Here is a 22302-nt window from a genome sequence, read left to right as displayed (position 1 = left end):
ATGGTACATTCCGTCATCACCGACGTCACCCGGCGCATCATCGACCGCAGCGCCGAATTGCGCGGCCCGCATCTTGAGAGGATGGAGCACGCCAAGTCCAAAGGGCCAGCCCGTGCGCACCTATCCTGCAGCGGTCAGGCTCATGCCTATGCCGGGGCGGGTGAAGATCAGCAATCCATGGCAACTGGAACGGCTGGCAATCTGGGCATCGTCACCGCCTATAACGACATGCTCTCGGCGCATCAGCCGTTCGAACGCTATCCGGCGCTGATCCGTGACGCGATCCGTGCGGCGGGTGGCACGGCGCAGGTCGCAGGCGGCGTTCCCGCCATGTGTGATGGCGTCACGCAGGGCGAAGCGGGGATGGAACTGTCGCTATTCTCGCGCGATGTTATTGCGCTGGCCACTGGAGTGGCGCTTAGCCACAACACGTATGACGCCGCCGTGTTCCTTGGGGTGTGCGACAAGATCGTGCCGGGTCTGGTCATCGGCGCGCAGGCGTTTGGTCACTTGCCCGCCGTGTTCCTGCCTGCAGGACCCATGACAAGCGGCCTGCCGAACGACGAAAAGGCCAAGGTTCGTCAGCAGTTTGCCACCGGAGAAGTCGGCCGTGACGCGTTGATGAAGGCGGAAATGGCCGCCTATCACGGGCCGGGCACCTGCACCTTTTACGGAACCGCCAACACCAACCAGATGTTGATGGAATTTATGGGCCTGCATCTTCCTGGCTCCAGCTTCATCAACCCGAATACACCTTTGCGCGATGCGTTGACCGAAGAAGGCGCGCGCCGTGCCTTGTCACTTAGCGCGCTGGGTAATCACTATACGCCGGTCTGTCAGGTGCTGGACGAACGCGCCTTTGTGAATGGTATCGTCGGGTTGATGGCAACCGGAGGGTCCACGAACCTGCTGATCCACCTGATCGCCATGGCACGTGCCGGAGGTATCGTTCTGGATTGGGAGGATTTCTCGGACATCTCCGCCGTGGTTCCGCTGGTCGCGCGGGTCTATCCGAATGGATTGGCCGATGTGAACCATTTCCATGCCGCGGGGGGCCTTGGCTATTGCATCGGCACGCTACTCGAAGACGGCCTGCTGCATCCCGATACGCTGACGGTCGCCGGGCAGGGGCTGCACAACTATACCAAAGAGCCAAAGCTGAAAGATGGTGAACTGGTCTGGGAAGAAGGCACTGCACACAGCTTGAACGAAAAGATCGTGCGCCCGGCCAAGGATCCGTTCCAGCCCACAGGCGGCTTGTCGCGCCTGACCGGAAATCTGGGCACCGCTGTCATGAAGGTATCTGCTGTCGCGCCCGAGCATCAGGTGGTCGAAGCTCCGGTACGTGTTTTCCATGACCAGGAAGAGGTCAAAGCAGCGTTCAAGGCCGGTGAGTTCACGGATGACGTCATCGTCGTTGTCCGCTTTCAGGGACCGAAAGCCAACGGAATGCCCGAACTGCACTCGCTGACGCCGATGCTTTCGATCCTTCAGGGCAGGGGGCAAAAGGTTGCTTTGGTAACTGATGGCCGGATGTCTGGAGCATCGGGCAAAGTTCCAGCCGCGATTCATGTGGTGCCCGAGGCGCTGGATGGTGGTCCCATCGCCTGTTTACGGGATGGCGACATCCTGCGTGTAGATGCGGTCAGCGGAGAATTGGAGATCACGACCCCCGGCGTACTTGATCGCGCCCCGGCAACCGCAGACCTTTCGGCAAACCAGCACGGCGTTGGCCGCGACCTCTTTGGCGCGTTCCGCCAGAATGTCGGGTCGGCCGACACTGGTGCCAGCATTTTCGGAGTTTAATTCATGTCCAAAACCCAACGCACCCGCGAAATTTGCGCGCTTGCCCCTATCGTTCCTGTGCTGGTTATCGACGATGCCAAGGATGCGCGCCCACTGGCCGAGGCGCTTGTCGCTGGTGGGCTTCCCGCGCTTGAAGTTACGCTGCGCACGCCTGCGGCGCTGGATGCAATCCGCGCAATGTCTCAAGTGCCGGGCGGTGTCGTAGGGGCTGGAACACTGGTGACCCCTGATGACGTCCGTGCCGCGAAAGAGGCCGGCGCACAATTTGGTGTCTCTCCCGGCGCGACTGAAGCTTTGATCGCTGCATGCGAGGCCGAAGGTCTGCCCCTCTTGCCCGGCGCGGCCACGGCAAGCGAGGCAATGCGTCTGCTGGAGCAGGGATATGATATGCTCAAGTTCTTTCCTGCCGAAGCTTCAGGCGGTGCGCCTGCATTGAAGGCAATTGGTGCTCCGCTTCCGCAGATCACGTTCTGTCCAACCGGAGGTGTCTCGCCTGCGAATGCCCGCGATTACCTGTCTTTGTCCAACGTTGTCTGCGCCGGTGGCAGTTGGGTTGCGCCAAAGCAGATGGTTTTGGATCAAGATTGGGCGGGCATCGAAACACTTGCGCGCGAGGCGTCCAAGCTGATGGATTGACGCTGCCGGGCCACACGTTAGGGTGAGGCCAATTCTAACAGGTTGATCCCATGAAAAATCACAACTCTCTCGCGCAGGGGCGTGAGTATTTGGCTATTCCCGGGCCGTCGGTAATGCCCGACGCCGTTTTGCAAGCGATGCACCGTCCCTCGCCCAATATCTATGATGGCGAGTTGATCGAAATGATGCCCGCGCTGACCCGCGACCTATGTCGCGTCGCCCGAACCGAGCACAACGTCGCAATTTATATCGCCAACGGGCACGGCACTTGGGAAGCTGCCCTGTCGAACGTCATTGCCCCCGGCGAACGTGTTTTGGCACCAGCTTCGGGTCGGTTCACCCACGGCTGGGCAGAGATGGCGGAAGGGATCGGTGGAACGGCGCAATTGATCGACTTCGGCACGTCATCTGCCTGGGATTTCGAACGTATCGGTGACGCGTTGCGCGCTGATAAAGCGCATGAAATCAAAGCGGTTCTGGCCGTGCATGTGGATACCTCAAGTTCGATCCGAAACGATATTCCAACACTTCGCGCGTTACTGGATGACTTGAACCACCCGGCGCTTTTGATGGCGGATTGTATCGCCTCGCTGGGGTGTGATCGGTTCGAAATGGATGCCTGGGGCGTCGATGTCATGGTCACTGCCTGTCAAAAGGGGCTGATGACGCCTGCAGGTGTGGGGTTTGTCTTTTTTAATGACAAGGCGCAGGCCAAGCGCGCCACTATGCCCCGGGTGTCGCAATATTGGGATTGGGTGCCGCGGGCTAATCCGGAGCTGTTTTATCAGTATTTCAACGGGACAGCTCCGACCCATCACCTATATGGTCTGCGCGCTGCCTTGGATATCATCCATGCCGAGGGGATCGAACAGGTCTGGGCGCGCCACGAACGACTTGCAGGAGCTATTTGGACGGCCTGCGAAATCTGGGCCGAGGGCGGTGCTTTGCACTTGAACGTCGCAGATCGCCAAGACCGTAGCCGTGCCGTAACCGCCTTGCGGCTGACCGACGGTCGGGGCACGGCCCTTCGGGAATTTACGGAAACCCAACTGGGCCTTACCTTGGGCATCGGCCTTGGGATGGAGGACTGGGACGGATGTTTCCGTCTTGGTCACATGGGGCATGTGAATGGGCAGATGGTCATGGCCATTTTGGGCGGGGTTGAAACCGGGCTGGCCGCGCTCGGGATCCCGCGCGGCACAGGCGCGTTGGAGGCTGCGGCGGCTGCGTTGGTTTCGTAACGCGAACTGCCGAGCGTATTGGCGCAGTTCATGCGCGCGCGTTTGCGGCCTCAAGCGCCTTTGGCAGAGCTGCGGCAAAGGCATCCAGATCGCACGCCTCGCCGCAGCTTACCCGAATGCACCTGTTCTGAGGCGCAGCAAAGGGCATTCGAACGAAAACACCCTGCGCGACAAGCGACTCGAGAACCGCCTTAGCAAAGTTACCGTCCCGCCGGCAATCAATGGCAACGAAATTCGTGGCCGACGGCAAGGGGGTCAGACCATTCTTTGTTGCGATCTGTCCGATCCGGGTGCGGGCCTCAGCGATCTTGTTCTGAATCCGTTTTAACCAGGCGTCGTCTTGCAGCGCTGCCAGCGCCCCAGCTTGCGCTGCGCGGTTCATGCCGAAATGGTTCCGTACCTTGTTGAACGCCGATATCAATTCGGGTGCGCCAATCGCATATCCGACGCGCGCCCCTGCCATTCCATAAGCCTTTGAAAAGGTGCGCATCCGGATAACGCGGGGATCATCGGCTACGACAGGGGCTTCGGTCCCTTCGGGCGCGCATTCCACGTAAGCCTCATCCAGAACCAGCAGGCACCCGTCAGGCAGATCGTCCAGCGCCGCGACGATATCCTTGCCGGAATGCCAGCTTCCCATAGGGTTGTCGGGATTGGCCAGATAGACCAGCTTGGCATCCGTTTCTGCGGCCAGAGCAAACAGGGCCGCCGGGTCTTCGTGATCGTCGCGATAGGGAACGGTGTGCAACACACCACCGAACCCTGCCACGTGGTAGTTGAATGTCGGGTAGGCACCGTCCGAGGTGACAACGGCGTCGCCGGGTCCGATCAAAAGCCGGACGAGGTAGCCCAAAAGCCCATCAATCCCTTCCCCTACGACGATATTGTCTGCCCCAACGCCATGATGTTCAGCCAATGCGTGGCGCAGGTCATGGTTTTCGGGATCGCCGTACATCCAGATTTCAGTATTTGCCATTGCCTCGGCCGCGCGCGGCGAGGGGCCGAAGACACTTTCGTTCGCGCCAAGCCGGGCAATGAAAGGCGCACCCCGCTGGCGCTCCTGTGTTTCGGGGCCAACAAAGGGCACGGTCGCAGGCAGGGACAGGGCAAGCGGGGTGTAGCGTGGGTCAGTCATATAGGCAGATAAACGTAAGGTCACGGGGCGAGCAACCTTGTGTTGTGCGCGATTGCCGCCCACCCTACACAAAATTGTTGAGGGAGGGGTGCAGATGCGCGTTTTGTTGGGGCTGATCCTGATCGGGCTAGCCTATCTGATTTTTTGGCCGGTTGAGGTTGAGCCGGTCGCGTGGGAACCACCACAAGCACCTGAGTTCGCAGGCGAGTTTGCCGAAAACAACGCGCTGGATCAGCTTGAATTGATCGCATTTCCTGATGATGAGGTGGGTCCCGAAGACATCGCCGTATTGCCGGATGGAACCGCTTATACAACCACAGCGTCCGGCGCTCTGTTCCGTATTGACGGCGAAGCCCCCATCAAGGTCGACGAACTTGGTGGGCGTCCGTTGGGCCTCAAGGCGGGCCCGGACGGTGCGCTGTATATCGCGGACAGCTTTCGTGGGTTGAGGCGTTGGAATGGTCCCGGTTCGTTAGAGTTGCTTACCTCTGAAGTTGACGGGAAGCCTTTGATCTATGCCAACCAATTGGATGTGGCCCGGGACGGGACGGTATATTTCTCCAACTCTTCAGATCGTTTCGACCCCGAAACAATGGGCGGTACCAAACCCACATCCGTGATGACGATCTGGGAGCAATCGGACACCGGGTATGTCGCCAAGTACGCGCCCGACGGCAGCACCGAAAAGGTGGCCGATGGGTTCGTCTACACGAACGGTGTTGCGCTGTCTCCGGACGAAGATTTTCTGCTGATCGCGGAAACCGGGCGTGCACAGGTCCATAAACTATGGCTGACCGGTCCAAATGCGGGCGAGCGCGCAGTTCTGATGGACAACTTGCCAGGCTATCCGGACAATATCGAGGCGCAGGGTGACGGCACCTATTGGATGGCGTTCGCCAGCCCGCGCGTGCCGACCGAAGCTTTGATGCCTTATCCGTTCCTGCGCAAGGTGATTTGGCGGCTGGGTCCGATGGTGCGGCCTGCACCGATCCATCGCGGAATGCTGATTCAATTCGACGGAGAGGGAAACATCCTACAAAACCTGCAGGACCCACAGGGCCGGTTGGGGATTACAACCGGCGGGAAGATCGTTGGAAACCAGTTCTATGTCATGACGCTGGATTCCCCGTGGTTTGGGCGCATGGCCGTCGAGGGATTGCCCCTACGTTGATCTGGAACTTTGTGGGTGTTGCAGGCATCTTTGCCGAAACTGGAATAGGGAAGTTCACATGTCGCGTGTATCAGTAGAATACAAAGATCACATTGCCCACGTCACTTTGACGCGCGGCGAGAAGATGAACGCGCTGGATGATGCGATGTTCAATGCAATTCTGTCCGCAGGGCAGGAGGTTGCCGCCTCGGACGCGCGTGCGGTTGTGCTGTCGGGGCAGGGCGGAAATTTCTGCGCTGGTCTGGATATGGCCAGCCTTGCGAAATACGCCAATAACAACCCGTCCGAATGGCTGATGACCCGCAGCCATGGGGATGCCAACGACCTTCAGGAACTGGCGCTGACATGGCGCCGCGTTCCGGTCCCGGTGATTTGCGCTATCGAAGGCGTGGCCTATGGCGGCGGTCTTCAGATCGCGCTGGGGGCCGATATCCGTATTGCGCACCCTGACAGTAAACTCGCCGTGCTTGAAATGAAGTGGGGCATTATCCCGGATATGGGCGCGATGTATATGCTGCCGCATCTGGTTGGCAGCGATGTGATCCGCCTTTTGACCTATACCGCCCGGCCCGTTGGGGCGCAGCAGGCGGCGGATTGGGGGCTTGTGACTAAGCTTTCCGACGATCCTTTGACCGAGGCCACGGCGATTGCCGAGGACATCGCGTCCAAAAGCCCATCAGGTATTCGCGCGGCCAAGCGGGTCATAGATTTCGCCGAAAGCCATAGCCGCGCGGAAACTCTTATGGAGGAATCCATCGAGCAGGTAGAACTGATCGGAAAACCGGACCAGATGGAGGTGATTGCAGCCCAGATGCAGGGCCGCAAGCCTGTATTCAAGTAACTAGCGCGTAAAGGCGCGCCGTGCATCTCGTGCCATGTTGTACCGCATCTCCAGATCGGCGATGCGGGCCATCGCCTGTTTGCGCGCCTGCGGATCGGTCAGGGTGGTGTAGTCCTGGCGCGCTGCGTCCAGGTATTTCTTGATCTTGAACTCTTCGGGCAGCACCCCGGCCTGAGCCATTATTCTGTATCCGGCGGCAGTTGCCGGGTCGCTTTGCTCCTCGCCAGAGCGATCGGGCAGGGGGCGGCCTTCGCCTTCAAGCCCATGCAATTGGCCTTCGGCTTGCGCCTTTTTGATCTGACGCTCAATGAGCTTTCCCAGCGATCCAAACATATCTTTTTTCTACAGTGTGCCGGGCCGCGCGGCTAGCGGCTTCGATTTGCAATCAAATAGGCGACGCCGCCTGCCAAAAGGCCCCAAACTGCGGCACCCAGCCCGAAGACTGATATGCCCGAGGCCGTGATCGCAAAGGTCAGGATTGCGGCTTCGCGTTCGGCAGGCACTTCGAGCGCCGCAAAGGTTGCATTGGCCATCACGCCGATCAGGGCAACGCCGGTCAGCGTGCCCATCAGCAACGGATCGGCATGAACGGCAAACCCTGTAATTGCGACGGCAAACACGCCGAACACGCAATAAAACACACCGGCCATCACAGCGGACCAATAGCGTTGATTTGGATCGGGATGGCTGTCTTCGTTCGAACACATCGCTGCGGTGATCGCAGCAAGGCAGGTTGCTGGCGCTCCGAATGTCGCCGACAGTACGCTTGCGCCACCCACGGCCGAAAACAGGCGCCCTGAGACAGGCTGGTAACCAAAGCTGCGCATCACGGCGATACCGGGGATGTTCTGCGTGGCCATCGTGACGATGAACAACGGAAGACCGATGCCGATAATGGAAGCCACTGAGAATGTGGGCCACGTCCAGACCGGAGTGGCCACCACCTGTGCCGGCGCAACAGATGCACCCTTGGCATTTAGAACGACCACGATGGCCGCCGCGATGACGGCGGCGGGCACGGCGAGCAGCCGGTTGAAACGCCCGGCAACAAACCATGTCAGGATTACGGGAAGGGCCTGCCATGGCAGGTCAACGGCGGCTTTGAAGGGCAGAATGCAAAGCGGCAACAGAACACCGCCTAACATAGCCTGTGCCAGCGTGGTTGGGATCGCCGCAGCAAGGCGGCCCAGCGGTATCCACAGCCCGGCCAGAACTGTCAACGCGCCAGCGCACAAAAACGCACCCACGGCCTCTGAAAAGCCCGCCGCCGGCGTGGCGGACACGGCAAGCAGGGCCGCTCCGGGTGTGGACCATGCAACGCTGATAGGTAGGTGATATCGCAGGCTTAGACCTATGGCCGCCAGACCCATGGCGATAGCCGCCATCATCAACCCCGAGGCTGCTTGGGCCGGTGACGCCCCCATCGCAGTCAAACCCTGAAGGACAATGGGAAATGAGCTGAAGAAGCCGACGATGGCCACGACCAACCCGGTCGAGACAGTTTGGATCGGAGGGGCTGCGCGCGTCATTTTGGCCTCGGTGGGGTTGCCTCGAACCGTGCTACCAAGCGTGAGGGTGGGGCGGCAACCCCCAGTTGCGCAAAAGAAAACCCCGCCAGTAAGGCGGGGTTAGAGTGTTGGGGCGTGAAGACGGATCAGGCGATCTCGGACAGGCGGGCCAATGCCTCATTCAGCTTCGCTTCTTCCTCTTCGCGGGCGGCGAGGTTGGCTTTGGCTTCTTCCACAACCTCTTCCGGGGCCGAAGCCACGAATTTGGGGTTGTTCAGACGCCCGCGCAGACCGCCGAGTTCCTTGGCCAGCTTGCCTTTGGCTTTCTCCAACCGTTCCTTTTCGGCACCGATGTCGATGATATCGGCCAGCGGCAGGCCAAAAGACGCGCCGGGGGCGGCGATTGAGATGGTGCCCTTAGGCAGCTCATCCGCTTTGGTCAGGCTGTCAATCCGCGCCAGACGTTTGATCAGCGCCTCATTGCGGTCCCAAGCAGCTTGGCCATGCGCGTCGATATCCATCACCAGCATCGGCACGTATAGACCAGCCGGAACCCGCATCTGCGCACGGGCCGAGCGGGTGTTTTCGATCACCGAGATCACCCAGTTCATCTCACGATCTGCATCGGCATCAACCAGATCGGCAGCAGCATAAGTTGGCCAGTCGGCGTGGACGATCATCTTGGGCCGCGTGCCGGTCAAACCCCAAAGTTCTTCGGTTATGAAGGGCATGATCGGGTGCAACAGGACCATGCACTGATCCAGAACCCAGCGCATGGTTGCGCGGGCTTCCGCCTGAGCTTCGGTGTCATCGCCTTGCAGCAGGGGTTTCGACAGTTCTACATACCAGTCGCAGACCTTGCCCCAGACAAAGGCATAAAGCCCGTTGGCGGCGTCGTTGAAGCGATAGCTTTCCAGCGCCGCGTCAACCTCGGCCCGCACGCGGGCGGTTTCGCCGATGATCCAGCGGTTTACGGCCGCCTTGGGCTTCAGGTCGGCCACGTCCAGTTGCGGGACGGCGTCGGTGAAGACCTCGTTCATCTCGGCAAAGCGGACGGCGTTCCACAGTTTCGTACCGAAATTGCGATAGCCGGTAATGCGTTCACGAGACAGTTTCAGTACGCCGCCAATCGCCGCCATCGACGCATTGGTAAAGCGCAGCGCGTCGGCGCCGAATTCGTCCACGATCTCCAGCGGGTCGATGACGTTGCCGGTGGTCTTGGACATCTTCTTGCCCTTCTCGTCGCGGACGAGCGAGTGCAGGTAGACGGTGTGGAACGGGATTTCATTCACCACGGCCAGTTGCATCATCATCATCCGGGCGACCCAGAAGAACAGAATATCCGCGCCGGTGATCAGAACGTCCGTGGGGAAGTAGCGCTTTAGCTCCTCGGTCTGCTCAGGCCAGCCCAGAGTGCCGATGGGCCAGAGGCCGGAGGAGAACCACGTGTCGAGCACGTCGGGGTCGCGCCAGACCGGGTAAACCAACTTGGTCGGGTCTTGTTCAACTGCGTACTGAGCAAGGCTTTCCGCGAACTGATGGATCGCTTCCTGCTTGTCGGCGACTTCGACAACGGTAGCGTGGCTCAGAGGGCTGGGAATGTTTGCGTTGTCGTCGAGGAATTTCTCGGTAACAGCTTCAAGGCTCGCAGCGCATTCCATGATATTGCCACGGTGCAGCATGCCGCCTTCGTTCAGCAAACGGCCCAATTCGACCAGATCCAGGTCTCCGTCATTCTCGTCGTCGACGAAGTCTTCGGCGGACAGGTCCAGCCCATACCAAACCGGAATCTGATGCCCCCACCACAACTGGCGCGAGATGCACCAAGGCTCGATGTTTTCCAGCCAGTGGTAATAGGTCTTCTCGCCCGACTCGGGGATGATCTTGACCGTGCCGTCCTTGACCGCATCCAACGCGGGACCGACGACCTTTTCGGCGTCGACGAACCACTGGTCGGTGAACATCGGCTCGATGACCACTTTCGAGCGGTCGCCGAAGGGCTGCATGATCGGCTTGCTTTCAACCAGCGGAACCAGCGCTGCCGGGTCGTCATCCTCACCCAGCTTCACACCCAGACGCGGGTCATCTGCGCGAGTCACGACGGCCAGTCCGTCGGCTGTGATTTCTTCCACCACCTTCGCGCGCGCCTCGAACCGATCCAGCCCGCGCAGGTGATCAGGGATCAGGTTGATCGCGTCGATCTCGTTCTCGGTGAAGTCCTTGCCGCGCGCGTATTCCTGCGCCTTGTCCGCTTCTTCTGCGTAGGGTGCACCATCGGCCCGCATCGCTCCTTTGGTGTCCATCAGGCGGTACATCGGGATGCCGCCACGCTTGGCGACCATGTTGTCGTTGAAGTCATGTGCACCAGTGATCTTCACCGCGCCCGAGCCGAAGTCGGGGTCCGGATACTCATCGGTGATGATCGGGATCTGACGGCGATGCTCTTTCGGGCCAACCGGGATTTCGCAGAGTTTGCCTACGATTGGCGCGTAACGCTCATCCGAGGGATGAACCGCAACAGCGCCGTCGCCCAGCATGGTTTCGGGGCGGGTCGTGGCGATGGAAATGTAATCGCGCTCTTCCGTCAGAACGACATTCCCGTCCTCGTCTTTTTCGACAAAGGTGTAGGTCTCGCCCCCGGCCAGCGGGTATTTGAAGTGCCACATGTGGCCGGGCGTTTCGATATTCTCGACTTCCAAATCCGAGATCGCGGTCTCGAAATGCGGGTCCCAGTTGACCAGCCGCTTGCCGCGATAGATCAGGCCTTTTTCGTACATGTCGACGAAAACCTTGATCACCGCGTCGTGGAAGTTGGCTGAGTTTTCGTGGCCGGTGCGCGGATCGCGTGGTGCGCCTGCCATGGTGAAGGCGTTCCGTGACCAGTCGCAGGAAGACCCCAGACGCTTCAACTGTTCGATAATCGTGCCGCCATATTCGCCTTTCCACTCCCAGACCTTGTCAAGAAATGCCTCGCGCCCCAGTTCGGTCCGGCTGGGCTGCTGTGTGGCGGCCAGCATCTTTTCGACCTGCATCTGTGTGGCGATGCCCGCGTGGTCCTGACCGGGCTGCCAGAGGGTGTCGAAGCCACGCATGCGGTGCCAACGGATCAGGATGTCCTGCAGCGTGTTGTTGAACGCATGACCCACATGCAGCGCGCCGGTCACGTTGGGCGGTGGGATCATGATGGTAAAGCTTTCGTCGCGCGATTTGTTCGCGCCTGCCTTGAAGGCTCCGGCCTGTTCCCAGGTTTTATAGATACGGGCCTCGGCCTCTGCCGCATTGAATGTCTTTTCCATCGCCATGGGGTGCGTCCTGCGTCATCAATCTTGGGTTAGCGCCTGCAATAGCGAATGGATGCGCCAAGGGGAAGGCCCCCTATGGACATCGTCCCCTCGCAGGCTAGTGTCGCGCGGTAGAGCAGCGGCAGGAGCGATCCATGGAAAAGTTCGGTAAGAGTCAGCCGGTCAAACGGACCGAGGATCAGAGGTTTCTGACCGGGCAGGGGCATTACATGGATGATGTGGTGCCCGAGGGTGCGCTGCACGCTGTTTTCGTGCGCTCTCAGGTGGCGCATGGGGTGATATCCAGTCTGGACCTAGAAGAGGCGCGGTCGGCGGATGGGGTGCGTCTGGTGATGACGTTGGACGATCTGAAAACCGCAGGGATCGACACCGTGATGAACGCCGCAATCGTGGACAATCGGGACGGATCGAAAGCCGCCGCGCCGGAACGTCAGATGCTGGCTAGCGACCGTGTGCGCTTTGTCGGCGAGCCGATCGCTGTTGTCATTGCCGATACCCCGTCACAGGCCCGCGACGCAGCCGAGATGATCTGGGCCGAGATCGACGAATTGCCCGCAAAGCTGGACGTAGATGCGGGTGGGGAAGTTTTACACCAAGACGCTCCCGACAATCGCGCCTTTGACTGGGGGCTGGGCGATGAGGCGGCGACCGAGGCCGCATTTCAGGCTGCAGCGCATAGGGTTTCGCTGAATGTGGCCGACAACCGGGTCATCATAACCTCGATCGAGCCGCGCGGCTGTCAGGCCAACTGGGTCGATGGCCGCCTGCATTTTGCCTATGGCGGGCAAGGGGTGTGGGCGATGCGTGCACAGCTGGCCGAAAAACTGCGGCTGGAGCCTGAGGTGATCCGCGTCACCACCCCGGATGTTGGGGGCGGGTTCGGCATGAAGGTAATGCCCTACCCCGAGTATTTCTGCACCGCCGTTGCCGCGATGAAGCTGGGACAACCCGTCCACTGGATGTCGGACCGGTCCGAGGCGATGCTGGCCGATCATCATGGCCGCGATTTGACTTCACTTGCGGAACTGGCATTTGACGACGACCACCGGATCACCGCCTATCGTGTGCACAGCAAGGTCAATCTGGGTGCGTATAACAGCCATTTCGGTCAGGCGATCCAGACCAACCTGTTCAGCCGGGTGCTGATGGGGGTCTATGACGTCCAGACCACCTATCTGCGGGTCGAGGGGTTCTTCACCAACACCACGCAGGTCGATGCCTATCGCGGGGCCGGACGACCCGAGGCGATCTATGTCCTTGAACGTGTCATGGACCGCGCCGCGCGTGAATTGGGCATCGATCCCTGGGAGTTGCGCCGCAAGAATTTCATCCGCCCCGAGGCATTTCCATACAGAACTGCGACCGGCGAGACTTACGATGTCGGTGATTTCAATATGATCCTGTCACGCACAGCTAGCCAAACTGCGGGGTTCAACGCGCGCAAGGCGACCGATGCCGAACGCGGCCTGATCCGGGGGCAGGGTCTTTGTTACTATATCGAAAGTATTCTGGGGGACCCTTCCGAGAACGCGAAAGTTGAGTTCTGCGAGGATGGCGCCGTGAACCTCTATGTCGGCACCCAATCGAATGGGCAGGGGCATGAGACAGTTTATGCCCATTTCCTGTCGGATCAGACCGGGATTCCGGTAGACCGGATCAATGTAGTGCAGGGTGACAGCGATCAACTGCCACATGGGGGCGGCACCGGGGGGTCTCGGTCCGTTACGGTGCAAAGTACGGCAACGCTGGCGACAATCGACGTCATGCTTGCCGCGTTCACGCCGTATCTGGCGGATAAGATGGGGGTCGAGGAAAGCGATATCAGCTTCGACCACGAAACATTCCGCGCATCAGGGTCGAACCTAACACCAACCCTGACCGAGGCCGCTGACATGGCCCGCGCCGATGGCCGAACCGATCTGTTGCAACATCAGGCGCGCGCCAACCTGGATGCGCGCAGTTATCCCAATGGCGCGCATGTTGCCGAAATCGTTATTGATTCTTACACCGGAGAAACATGGGTCGACCGCTATACAGTCGTCGATGATTTTGGTAACCTTATCAACCCGATGCTGGCCGAAGGGCAGGTTCATGGCGGTGTGGTCCAGGGGATCGGACAGGCGCTGACCGAGCGTGTTGTGCATGATGCGCAGGGGCAACTGCTCACGGCTTCGTTGATGGACTATGCCTTGCCGCGCGCCGCCGAGATACCCATGATTAAGTTTACGTCGGTGCCGGTTCCGTCAACTTCCAACCCGATGGGGATGAAGGGATGCGGTGAGGCCGGCACCGTGGGCGCGCTGGCCGCTGTGGCAAATGCGGTTCAGGATGCGCTCTGGGATTACGGGGTGCGGCAGGCGGATATGCCTTTTACACCTCACAAAGTATGGGAGTTGCTGACGCATGGTTCTGTCGCGGCTGAGTAGAAAGGTACTAGGATGGCTCGGACGGCCTCTGCGGTCCGAGCACTCGGCCGAGTCACGCCACCGCGAACCGATGAGCCATGTGATTATCCTCGACGGCACAATGTCGACGCTGGAACCGGGCCGGGAGACCCATGCAGGCCAGACTTTGCGCCTGTGCTGTGAGATGGGCAGCAAGGTCTCGGTTTTCTATGAATCCGGCGTGCAGTGGGAGAGCTGGAAGTCCTCGCTGGACGTGATGATGGGGCGGGGGATCAACCGCCAGATCAGGCGCGCTTATGGCTATCTGGCGTCGCGCTACAAGCCCGGCGATCGTATCTATTTCATCGGCTATTCACGCGGGGCTTACGGGGTGCGCAGCCTTGCCGGGGTGATCGACCTGATCGGGCTGCTCAAGGCCGAACACGCGACCGAGCGGAATATCAAGCAGGCGTACCGCCATTATGAGTGCAACGCCAATGGTGCCGCTGCAGGCGCTTTCCGCAAACAGTTCTGTCACGAGGATGTGGCAATTGAGATGGTCGGCGTTTGGGACACGGTGAAAGCGCTGGGCCTGCGCCTGCCGCTGCTGTGGCGCTGGGCCGAGGAACGCCATGCTTTCCACAACCACCAGCTTGGCCCCGCCACCCGCCACGGCTATCATGCCATGGCGCTGGACGAGACGCGCGAAGTGTTCGAACCGGTATTGTGGAAATGTACCCCCGAGTTCAAAGGCCACGTCGAGCAGGTCTGGTTCCGAGGTACCCACGGCGATGTCGGGGGCCAGTTGAACGGGTTCGAAGAGGCCAGACCCCTCAGCAACATTTCCCTCATCTGGATGCTGGACAAGGCCGAGATGCACGGTTTGCCCCTGCCCGAAGGTTGGCGTGAGCGGTTCCCGACCGACACCCAGGCGCGCTCGGTGGGAACATGGCGCGGCTGGGGCAAGATTTTCCTGCTGCGCAAGCATCGCAAAGTTGGGCGGGACCGGTCCGAGCGTCTGCATGTCTCTGTGTCGCCGGATGAACTACCCGGCTGGGTGCCGATGCCGGATTTGCCGTCACATCCGGCGCAGTGAAAGGCTGAAGGTGGGCCAGGGGTTACAAGATCACTTACGGCTCAATGTCAAGTCGAACCCATTTTGAAAGATGCTGCGCGACGGGCGAAAGCCCGCTTTGCACGACATGGACACAGGAAAAGTCGCAAACTTTGCGCGGCTAGGCGAGCGAACGCTCCATGAAGTAGACCTTGTCTTGCCACTTATCCGGGAAGCTTTCTGGTTGCGGCATGGGAACAAAGCCAGCGTCCTCATACATCGCCCGGGCTTGTGTCAGAAACGTAGCTGAAGAGAAGAAGACGTGACTGTACCCATCTGCTGCCAACTGCTCGAACATTTCGTTCAGCAGTCTGCGGCCAAGTCCGAGGCCGCGCCCTGCCTGACTTACAAACATTCGATTGAACTCGGCGGTGCCGGGACGGGCTTCACTGTACATGACGCACCCCATCGGTTTGCCATCCACCGATGCAACGATAATTCCGCCCAATGGTCGCTCGTGCAGAGCGGGTAGTTCCTTCAATATGGCCTCGAAGCTTTTTGGGTCCATTGGATGATCGTCACCCCTAGGCCAATCGGAGGGGTAGTTTTCCCAGTGCCACTTCAACCATTCTCGGCACAGCATACGTGCCGCCTCAATATCGTCTTCGCAGCTTGCGAGCCGGACAATTATATTGGTCATTCTGGTACCCCGAACAAAGTATAGAAAGCGTGCTGAAACGGGGTGCATGAGTCAATCAGCCGCGAACCGAAAGCCGCCATTGGCGCAAAAGCAGCGAATCGGCGCTTTGTCCGCACAGTCGACACTTCGATCTAAGACACCTTCGCAGCTTTCAGTGAAGGTGTTTCCTTTGTCAGAGCTAGTTACGCCTTGCATTGTTTTTTACTATGCAACACTTCCGGTAAGAGGCGTGGCGAAACGCCTGCGCCCCTTTCGCATTCGACAATGGAGACTTGAGTTTAGGTTCTCAATTACCGCCGCCGATCCCGGCGCGAGCTCATTGGTTGAAACGCCACGCCCACATGCGCTTCGCAATAGGGCTTGCCTGCCTCAACCGGCAGGCCGCAGAACCAGAAATCCTCGGTCGCGGGGTCTCCGACGGGCCATTTGCAAGTTTTCTCGGTCAGCTCCATCAACGTCAGCTTCTTGGCCTTTTTCTCGACCTCGTTGACCTTGGCGAGCGCCTCGGGGCTGATCTCATTGGCCGAGGGTTGCGGCGGCAGGGGCTGACCGGCCGGGATGATCTGACGGCGGGCGGGCACGGCAGGCTTCGCCTCGGTCGCCGGAGCAGGCGCAGGACGCGCAGGTTCAGTTTTGGGCGCGGGTTTGGGCTTGGCCTCGGCCTTTGGTGCTGGTGCCGGTTTTTCCTTGGGCTCGGCCTTGGCTGGGGTCGCGCCAGTTGCGCGGTTCGACAGGCCCAGACGGTGCACCTTGCCGATCACCGCGTTGCGGGTCACACCGCCCAGTTCCTTGGCGATCTGGCTGGCCGACTGGCCCTCGCCCCACATCTTTTTCAGCAGCTCTACACGCTCGTCAGTCCAGGACATCATTTGCCTTTCAAAAGCGGAAAGCGGCCCCGGATTCGGGCCGCCTTGGGAATTCGTCTCGGTCCCTATTTTAATCACTGTGTGCCGAGTTACAAGCGGTTCTCGAATCAGCTGCTGTGTGACGGTGTCGGGCTTCGCGCCAGACCAGAATCAGCCCCCCGGTCAAGATGATCGCAGAGCCGATCATGCTGATTCCATCCGGGATCACGCCGAATATGGCAAAATCGTAAAGCGCGGCAAAGACCAACGTGGCATAGCTGATGGGTGCCACAAAAGACGCATCAGCGCGCGCCATCCCGTTTACAAAGCACGCCTGCGCGCAGGCCATCAGCAGGCCGATCCCAGCCAAAGCCGCCCATTGCTGGGGCGTGGGCCATTGATACACAAAACTCACCGCGACAGAGGCGATGGTCAGCCCCATTGCATTATTGATCAAAAGGATCTGAATCGGAATTTCGCGGCCAGCGAGTTTCTTGATAAAGATCAGCTCCATTCCGATCACGGCGGCGGCAGTCAGAGCCAAAAGCGCCGCAGGCTGAAAGCTTTCAGGCGTTGGACGTAATAGGATCAGCGCCCCAGCCAGCGCGACCGCTGCGGCCAGCCATCGCCAGGGGCCAACACCTTCTTTCAGCAAGGGGATGGCCAAAACCATGGCAAAGACTGGATTCAGAAAGGAAATCGCGGTTGCGTCGGCAATCGGGATGAATGCGACCGAGGCGAACATCAAAGTGATTCCCAGCCAACCAAAGCTGGTTCTTCCCAAATGAAGCCCCCAATGCGGGCGGGTAAGGCGGGGGCGTAGAACGGCCACTGCGCCAATGATCACCAGAAAAGCGAACAGAAAACGGCCATGGCTGATCTGCAACGGGTGCAGAGCCGGGCCCAACACGTCTGTTCCCAACGCCTTGGCCAGCAGGGTGGTTCCGGCAAGAAGGGCGCTTGCCGCAACGATCAATAGGGCCGCAAGCGGCGGGTTCTGGCGCGTGGGTGTCATAGGTCACCGGTGCGCTAGCGCGGGGCAAATGGCAAGCGGCAATTGTACGGCTCGTTAAGGAAATCAGACTGTCCCGGGCAATTCGGGGTTTTCAGATGAGTGGAGTACGGCTATAGGAGCCACCATGATCAAACACGCATATATCCTGCGACTCCGACGCCGACGCATTGCCGCGTAATCGGCCCGTTTGATCCTGTGTGCGCTGAGAATCCACGCACTTCCCACCAAATCAGTTGACTAACATGGCCTTCGTGTATCACTCACGAGGCTCAATTTATCGAAAAGGATGATCCTATGATCCCGTCCGTTCTGCCGACCTATAACCGTGCACCCCTGACCTTTGTGAAAGGCGAAGGTGCCTGGCTGACCGAGGCAGATGGCCGACGTTTTCTGGATCTGGGCGCAGGTATAGCGGTAAATGCGCTGGGCCACGCACATCCGGCGTTGGTGAACGCGTTGACCGAACAGGCGCATGCGCTGTGGCATGTCTCGAACCTCTATCACATCCCGCAGCAGCAGGCGCTGGCCGACAAACTGGTCGAGCATACCTTTGCCGACACAGTGTTTTTCACCAATTCCGGCACCGAATCCTGCGAACTGGCCGTGAAAATGGCGCGCAAGTACTTCTATGACAAGGATCAGCCAGAGCGGGTCGAGATCATAACGTTTGATGGTTCGTTCCACGGTCGGTCCTCGGCCGGCATTGCTGCCGCAGGATCCGAGAAGATGACCAAGGGGTTCGGCCCGCTGCTTCCCGGTTTCGTGCATGTCACCTTTGGCGATCTCGACGGCGTTACAAATGCCATCACCGACAAAACCGCCGCGATCCTGATTGAACCGGTTCAGGGCGAGGGCGGAATTCGCCCGGTTCCCGACGCCGAGCTAAAGGCGCTGCGCCAAATTTGCGACGACAACGGCCTTCTTTTGATCCTTGACGAGGTCCAGTGCGGTGTTGGCCGTACCGGGAAACTGTTCGCGCATGAATGGGCCGGGATCACCCCGGACATCATGATGGTCGCCAAGGGCATCGGCGGCGGATTTCCCCTTGGCGCAGTTTTGGCAACCGAAAGCGCGGCCAGCGGTATGACTGCGGGAACACACGGCTCGACCTATGGTGGCAACCCGCTGGGCTGTGCGGTGGGCTGCGCCGTGATCGACCAGGTGGCCACACCTGCGTTTCTGGAAGGCGTCAACCGAAAGGCAGGCCTTTTGCGGCAAAAGCTCGAAGGTCTGATTGCAGACCACCCCGATGTGTTCGAAGAAGTGCGAGGGACCGGCCTGATGTTGGGTCTGAAATGCAAACCGACCAATATCGACGTGGTGAATGCGGGCTATGACAACGAGGTCATCACCGTCCCAGCCGCCGATAATGTGATCCGCCTGCTACCGCCGCTGACCCTGACCGAGGACGACATCGCGCAGGCCGTTATCCGCCTCGAGAAAGCCGCGCAACAGGTTCACGCCAATCTGACCACCGCCTGACTTTTCTTCTGTTCCGAAATACTTCGGGGGTGTGGGGGCTGGCCCCCACCCACCGCCAACCAAAAGCGACAAGATATGAACCACTTCCTCGATATTCACAAAACTGATGCCGCTGACCTGCGGAAGATGATTGACCAGGCCGGAGCGATGAAACAGGCCCGCCTCGGGCGGCCTAAAGCCGCCCATGATGACGACCAACCGCTTGCAGGTCGCATGGTTGCGCTGATCTTTGAGAAACCATCCACCAGAACACGGGTTTCTTTTGACGTTGGCGTGCGTCAGATGGGCGGTGAAACCATGCTGCTGTCCGGTAAGGACATGCAGCTTGGCCATGGCGAGACGATCGCCGATACCGCCCGCGTCCTGTCGCGCTATGTCGACTTGATCATGATCCGGACGTTCGATGAAACGATCCTGACCGAAATGGCGGAATACTCGGACGTGCCTGTGATCAACGGCCTGACCGACCGCACCCATCCCTGTCAGATCATGGCCGATGTCCTGACTTTCGAAGAACACCGTGGCCCCATCGCGGGTAAAAAAGTGGTCTGGACCGGCGATGGCAACAACGTGTGCGCTTCGTTCCTGCACGCGGCTGGTCAGTTTGGCTTCAACCTGACTTTCACCGGCCCCGCGCAGTTCGACCCGGAGGAAGAGTTCATGGGCTTTGCCCGCCAAAAGGGATCGCAAATCGTGGTCGAACGCGATCCATTCAAAGCGGTCGAAGGCGCGGACCTTGTCGTTGCCGATACATGGGTCTCTATGCACGATTCCCAATCGGCCAAGGAACGGCGTCACAACCTGCTGCGACCTTATCAGGTCAATGAAGAGTTGATGTCGCATGCCAAGCCAGATGCGCTGTTCATGCACTGCCTGCCAGCACACCGCGAGGAAGAGGCGACATCCGAGGTCATGGATGGTCCGAACTCGGTTATCTTTGATGAGGCGGAAAATCGTCTGCACGCGCAAAAGGCGATCATGCGCTGGTGCCTGGGCGTCTAGCGCCTGCTTATATCCCACACTCGAAGTTTGGCGAGCGTCCGGACGCTCGCCACTAAGATCAGAATGCAAAGTGCGGTTTTGGACATAACTTCCATCGTGCCTTCGATCTGCATGGCATGAACAACGCTGCCGACGATCGTGATGAAAGCCAGCCCCGCGTGCCCAAGTCTCCAGACGCGAAACCGAAGATGAATGCGCTGCCGCAGCAAACCCAGAAAGGCTGCGGCGAAAGCAGCCCACATTGCCGCGACGCCCCACGCTGAAAACGGGGTGGGTGATACAAACAGCAGGGCATCCAACATGTCAGGGGGGCTGGTGATCCACAATCCGGCTACGTGAATGACAAGGGCACCCACCAGGGCAAGGCCGCATCTGCGGTGCCATAGACGGCTTTGCATGGAAGACAGCCCAGGCAGCCAACGACCTGCCAGCAAGGGTTGAAGCAATAGCAAACTCAGGCTGATAATCCCGGCAAACCCAGCCGCGATGTAGAAGGGGCTTCGCCACGCCAGGTAGGGGCTGGTTGCGGCCGCAAGGATGGGAACCAGCAAGACGACCGTTAGCGCGGCCCAGGCTGCAACGGTTCGCGTCACGTCTCAGGCGGGTTGCAATACAAAGTGAGCGGCCAAGGTCTTGTCCCTTGCGCTTGCCATGACCGGACGCAGGAACACGGTTTCGAATTCACCGTTATCATAGGCCAGGTGGCCATGCGGCTGACCAAAGGCGGGTACGATCTGAGGCATTTCCAGCCGGAACTCTCCTTTTTCATCCGTCAAGGTCGCGCCGTGGCTGTGGGGGTCGCGTTCATGCCCTTCGGTCGTATGAGCCCAGATCTGAATACGTTGACCGGGCAGGGGGGCACCGTCTCCCGCGCGCCGGACTGTTCCGGTCATCCAGAACCCGCCGCCGCCAATGCGCTGCACGATCGGAGCACCAGGCCGATAATTGTTGGCCCCTCCCCGCATTGACGGGGTGGCTGCAAGGCCATTGGCGCGGGCGGGCAACAGCAGACCGGATGCAAGGACAGCTCCGCCTGCAGCAATCAAAGAGCGTCGAGTGATTGAAACACGGGTCATGGGCCCCTCGCTTTCAAAGCCATTTCGTGTGCCCGCGTTCAGCCGGGCGCTATCGCCATGACAGAGTAGCACGAACGAACGATATTTCGAGCCAACAGAGGGAATTGTGAATTGCTTTGACGGCCCGCCCGCCGGGTGCGATCCTTTGTACTCGCCCCTCCTGTCGGAAGGCCCTCGCCCATGACCCAGTCCGAGCACGTTTCAGCCGCAGAAGTTGCTGCGTTCCAGCGGGACGGAGCAGTCGTCTTACGCTCAAAATTTTCTGCGTCTTGGCTGCAGACACTGCGCGATGGGATCGACGCTGACCTGACAGCACCTACTGAAAATTTTACCCGCCACACGAAAGACCCGGATGCGCCGGGTTACTTCGAAGATTTTTGGGCGTGGAACAAAATCCCACAATTTACGGATTTCGTATTCAACTCACCCTGTGCCCCGCTTGCGGCGCAGTTGTTGGGCGCGCCCTCGATCAATCTGGTCATGGATAACTGGTTTCTACGTGAGGCCGGGTCGATGTCTCGCCCTCCATTTCATCAGGACCTGTCCTATTTCGATTTCGAGGGAACGATGTGTGTCCTGTGGCTTCCTTTGGAGCCAGTGAGCAAGCAGAATGGCATCGCATTCGTGAAAGGATCGCATTTGTGGGACAAGCTATTCATGCGGGTGCGTTTCGCGGATGGGCATCCCAGTTATGAACCGACCGAGGTGGCCGGCCTCACCTACCACCCTCCGCCAGACGTCAATGCAAATCCCGATGCCTTTGACCTGCTGCAATGGGATATGGAGCTGGGGGATTGTATTTTTTTCGATATGCGAACCCTGCACGGGGGGCTTTCCTCCGTCACGCCGACCGAAACGGTGCGGCGTTTTACGCTGCGGATGACGGCCCCGGACGGGCTCATTCGGTATCGAGGGGACTGGGCCAAGGAGGAACGCGCGCAATTCGAAGCGGCGGGGTATCGCGAAGGTGATCGGCTAGACGGTGCGTTCTTTCCCCGGCTTTGGCCGCGACCCATTGGCGAATGAGGATATGTCGGGAAAGTTCCGCACGATTTATGTGCAGTTTTGCAAGTTTATTCGGTAAATTTAACCCTATATCCTGTA

Annotated in this window: 19 protein-coding genes; 10 read left to right on the top strand and 9 right to left on the bottom strand. The window is 59.6% G+C overall.

All coding sequences use genetic code 11. The annotated features are described in order from the left end of the window. From edd to GOV87_RS04095, 3 genes are read left to right on the top strand one after another with little or no spacing between them, the layout of a single operon-like run. Positions 1-1806 (top strand): phosphogluconate dehydratase, encoded by a 1806-nt coding sequence (gene edd / locus GOV87_RS04105; RefSeq protein WP_217360780.1) that lies wholly within the window; start codon positions 1-3, stop codon positions 1804-1806. Positions 1807-1809: 3 nt separating this feature from the next. Continuing rightward, on the top strand, positions 1810-2442 hold the full coding sequence (locus GOV87_RS04100; RefSeq protein WP_171125637.1) for a bifunctional 4-hydroxy-2-oxoglutarate aldolase/2-dehydro-3-deoxy-phosphogluconate aldolase: 633 nt from the start codon (positions 1810-1812) through the stop codon (positions 2440-2442). Between the two features lie 50 nt (positions 2443-2492). Then, positions 2493-3683, top strand: a complete 1191-nt coding sequence (locus GOV87_RS04095) for an alanine--glyoxylate aminotransferase family protein (protein WP_171210916.1) — start codon at positions 2493-2495, stop codon at positions 3681-3683. Positions 3684-3711: 28 nt separating this feature from the next. Here the strand turns inward: GOV87_RS04095 and GOV87_RS04090 are convergent, their stop codons facing one another. Continuing rightward, complete coding sequence (locus GOV87_RS04090) at positions 3712-4818, bottom strand: pyridoxal phosphate-dependent aminotransferase (protein ID WP_171211059.1); 1107 nt, start codon at positions 4816-4818, stop codon at positions 3712-3714. A 94-nt stretch (positions 4819-4912) separates the two neighbouring features. Between GOV87_RS04090 and GOV87_RS04085 the strand changes: the two genes are divergently transcribed. Both GOV87_RS04085 and GOV87_RS04080 read left to right on the top strand, forming a co-directional pair. After that, positions 4913-5989 carry an SMP-30/gluconolactonase/LRE family protein gene (locus GOV87_RS04085; protein WP_171210915.1) on the top strand — a complete coding sequence of 359 codons (1077 nt, stop codon included), beginning with the start codon at positions 4913-4915 and terminating at the stop codon, positions 5987-5989. A gap of 58 nt (positions 5990-6047) precedes the next feature. After that, complete coding sequence (locus tag GOV87_RS04080) at positions 6048-6830, top strand: crotonase/enoyl-CoA hydratase family protein (RefSeq protein WP_171121897.1); 783 nt, start codon at positions 6048-6050, stop codon at positions 6828-6830. Here GOV87_RS04080 and GOV87_RS04075 read toward each other — a convergent pair whose 3' ends face one another. From GOV87_RS04075 to GOV87_RS04065, 3 genes are all read right to left on the bottom strand, one after another. After that, positions 6831-7163: a DUF1992 domain-containing protein gene (locus GOV87_RS04075; protein ID WP_171210914.1), complete on the bottom strand. Its 333-nt coding sequence runs from the start codon at positions 7161-7163 to the stop codon at positions 6831-6833. A gap of 32 nt (positions 7164-7195) precedes the next feature. Next, positions 7196-8359 carry a benzoate/H(+) symporter BenE family transporter gene (locus GOV87_RS04070; RefSeq protein WP_171210913.1) on the bottom strand — a complete coding sequence of 388 codons (1164 nt, stop codon included), beginning with the start codon at positions 8357-8359 and terminating at the stop codon, positions 7196-7198. Positions 8360-8484: 125 nt separating this feature from the next. Continuing rightward, a complete protein-coding gene (locus GOV87_RS04065; protein WP_171210912.1) occupies positions 8485-11640 on the bottom strand; it encodes a valine--tRNA ligase in 3156 nt (1051 codons plus the stop codon). A 134-nt stretch (positions 11641-11774) separates the two neighbouring features. Between GOV87_RS04065 and GOV87_RS04060 the strand changes: the two genes are divergently transcribed. Together GOV87_RS04060 and GOV87_RS04055 are read left to right on the top strand one after the other, a co-directional pair. After that, entirely contained in the window at positions 11775-14066 is a 2292-nt protein-coding gene (locus GOV87_RS04060) for a xanthine dehydrogenase family protein molybdopterin-binding subunit (RefSeq protein WP_171210911.1), read from the top strand. After that, positions 14044-15120: a DUF2235 domain-containing protein gene (locus tag GOV87_RS04055; RefSeq protein ID WP_171210910.1), complete on the top strand. Its 1077-nt coding sequence runs from the start codon at positions 14044-14046 to the stop codon at positions 15118-15120. The genes GOV87_RS04060 and GOV87_RS04055 overlap by 23 nt, the downstream gene beginning before the upstream one ends. 139 nt (positions 15121-15259) lie before the next feature. Here GOV87_RS04055 and GOV87_RS04050 read toward each other — a convergent pair whose 3' ends face one another. The 3 genes from GOV87_RS04050 to GOV87_RS04040 all read right to left on the bottom strand — a co-directional run bounded on the left by GOV87_RS04050 (position 15260) and on the right by GOV87_RS04040 (position 17638). Beyond that, entirely contained in the window at positions 15260-15778 is a 519-nt protein-coding gene (locus GOV87_RS04050; protein ID WP_171210909.1) for a GNAT family N-acetyltransferase, read from the bottom strand. A 290-nt stretch (positions 15779-16068) separates the two neighbouring features. Further along, on the bottom strand, positions 16069-16644 hold the full coding sequence (locus tag GOV87_RS04045; protein ID WP_171125618.1) for a GcrA family cell cycle regulator: 576 nt from the start codon (positions 16642-16644) through the stop codon (positions 16069-16071). 70 nt (positions 16645-16714) lie between these two features. Then, positions 16715-17638, bottom strand: a complete 924-nt coding sequence (locus tag GOV87_RS04040) for a DMT family transporter (protein ID WP_171125616.1) — start codon at positions 17636-17638, stop codon at positions 16715-16717. Positions 17639-17932: 294 nt separating this feature from the next. Here GOV87_RS04040 and GOV87_RS04035 point away from each other — a divergent pair, with 294 nt between their 5' ends. Both GOV87_RS04035 and argF read left to right on the top strand, forming a co-directional pair. Then, a complete protein-coding gene (locus GOV87_RS04035; protein ID WP_171210908.1) occupies positions 17933-19120 on the top strand; it encodes an aspartate aminotransferase family protein in 1188 nt (395 codons plus the stop codon). Positions 19121-19195: 75 nt separating this feature from the next. Next, the gene (argF, locus tag GOV87_RS04030; protein ID WP_171210907.1) at positions 19196-20122 is read left to right on the top strand and encodes an ornithine carbamoyltransferase; all 927 of its coding nucleotides are present in this window, start codon (positions 19196-19198) and stop codon (positions 20120-20122) included. Here the strand turns inward: argF and GOV87_RS04025 are convergent. Together GOV87_RS04025 and GOV87_RS04020 are read right to left on the bottom strand one after the other, a co-directional pair. Continuing rightward, positions 20119-20715 (bottom strand): ferric reductase-like transmembrane domain-containing protein, encoded by a 597-nt coding sequence (locus GOV87_RS04025; RefSeq protein WP_171210906.1) that lies wholly within the window; start codon positions 20713-20715, stop codon positions 20119-20121. The genes argF and GOV87_RS04025 overlap by 4 nt on opposite strands. A gap of 3 nt (positions 20716-20718) precedes the next feature. After that, positions 20719-21198 (bottom strand): twin-arginine translocation pathway signal, encoded by a 480-nt coding sequence (locus GOV87_RS04020; protein ID WP_171125607.1) that lies wholly within the window; start codon positions 21196-21198, stop codon positions 20719-20721. A gap of 180 nt (positions 21199-21378) precedes the next feature. Between GOV87_RS04020 and GOV87_RS04015 the strand changes: the two genes are divergently transcribed. After that, positions 21379-22224, top strand: coding sequence for a phytanoyl-CoA dioxygenase family protein (locus GOV87_RS04015; RefSeq protein WP_171210905.1), 846 nt, complete (start codon positions 21379-21381; stop codon positions 22222-22224). The last annotated feature ends 78 nt before the right edge of the window (positions 22225-22302 follow it).

Origin of the sequence: Ruegeria sp. HKCCA5426, assembly GCF_013034585.1 — a bacterium.
Taxonomy (GTDB): Bacteria; Pseudomonadota; Alphaproteobacteria; order Rhodobacterales; family Rhodobacteraceae; genus Ruegeria.
The sequence above is the reverse complement of the archived record's forward strand: the minus strand, read 5'-3'. Positions and strand labels throughout refer to the sequence as shown.

Coding starts and splice junctions, on each gene's coding strand:
- argF (WP_171210907.1), top strand. CDS start 19,196: ATGAACCACTTCCTCGATATTCACAAAACTGATGCCGCTGACCTGCGG.
- GOV87_RS04055 (WP_171210910.1), top strand. CDS start 14,044: ATGGTTCTGTCGCGGCTGAGTAGAAAGGTACTAGGATGGCTCGGACGG.
- GOV87_RS04100 (WP_171125637.1), top strand. CDS start 1,810: ATGTCCAAAACCCAACGCACCCGCGAAATTTGCGCGCTTGCCCCTATC.
- GOV87_RS04060 (WP_171210911.1), top strand. CDS start 11,775: ATGGAAAAGTTCGGTAAGAGTCAGCCGGTCAAACGGACCGAGGATCAG.
- GOV87_RS04020 (WP_171125607.1), bottom strand. CDS start 21,198: ATGACCCGTGTTTCAATCACTCGACGCTCTTTGATTGCTGCAGGCGGA.
- GOV87_RS04085 (WP_171210915.1), top strand. CDS start 4,913: ATGCGCGTTTTGTTGGGGCTGATCCTGATCGGGCTAGCCTATCTGATT.
- GOV87_RS04040 (WP_171125616.1), bottom strand. CDS start 17,638: ATGACACCCACGCGCCAGAACCCGCCGCTTGCGGCCCTATTGATCGTT.
- edd (WP_217360780.1), top strand. CDS start 1: ATGGTACATTCCGTCATCACCGACGTCACCCGGCGCATCATCGACCGC.
- GOV87_RS04075 (WP_171210914.1), bottom strand. CDS start 7,163: ATGTTTGGATCGCTGGGAAAGCTCATTGAGCGTCAGATCAAAAAGGCG.
- GOV87_RS04095 (WP_171210916.1), top strand. CDS start 2,493: ATGAAAAATCACAACTCTCTCGCGCAGGGGCGTGAGTATTTGGCTATT.
- GOV87_RS04070 (WP_171210913.1), bottom strand. CDS start 8,359: ATGACGCGCGCAGCCCCTCCGATCCAAACTGTCTCGACCGGGTTGGTC.
- GOV87_RS04080 (WP_171121897.1), top strand. CDS start 6,048: ATGTCGCGTGTATCAGTAGAATACAAAGATCACATTGCCCACGTCACT.
- GOV87_RS04065 (WP_171210912.1), bottom strand. CDS start 11,640: ATGGCGATGGAAAAGACATTCAATGCGGCAGAGGCCGAGGCCCGTATC.
- GOV87_RS04035 (WP_171210908.1), top strand. CDS start 17,933: ATGATCCCGTCCGTTCTGCCGACCTATAACCGTGCACCCCTGACCTTT.
- GOV87_RS04090 (WP_171211059.1), bottom strand. CDS start 4,818: ATGACTGACCCACGCTACACCCCGCTTGCCCTGTCCCTGCCTGCGACC.
- GOV87_RS04050 (WP_171210909.1), bottom strand. CDS start 15,778: ATGACCAATATAATTGTCCGGCTCGCAAGCTGCGAAGACGATATTGAG.
- GOV87_RS04045 (WP_171125618.1), bottom strand. CDS start 16,644: ATGTCCTGGACTGACGAGCGTGTAGAGCTGCTGAAAAAGATGTGGGGC.
- GOV87_RS04015 (WP_171210905.1), top strand. CDS start 21,379: ATGACCCAGTCCGAGCACGTTTCAGCCGCAGAAGTTGCTGCGTTCCAG.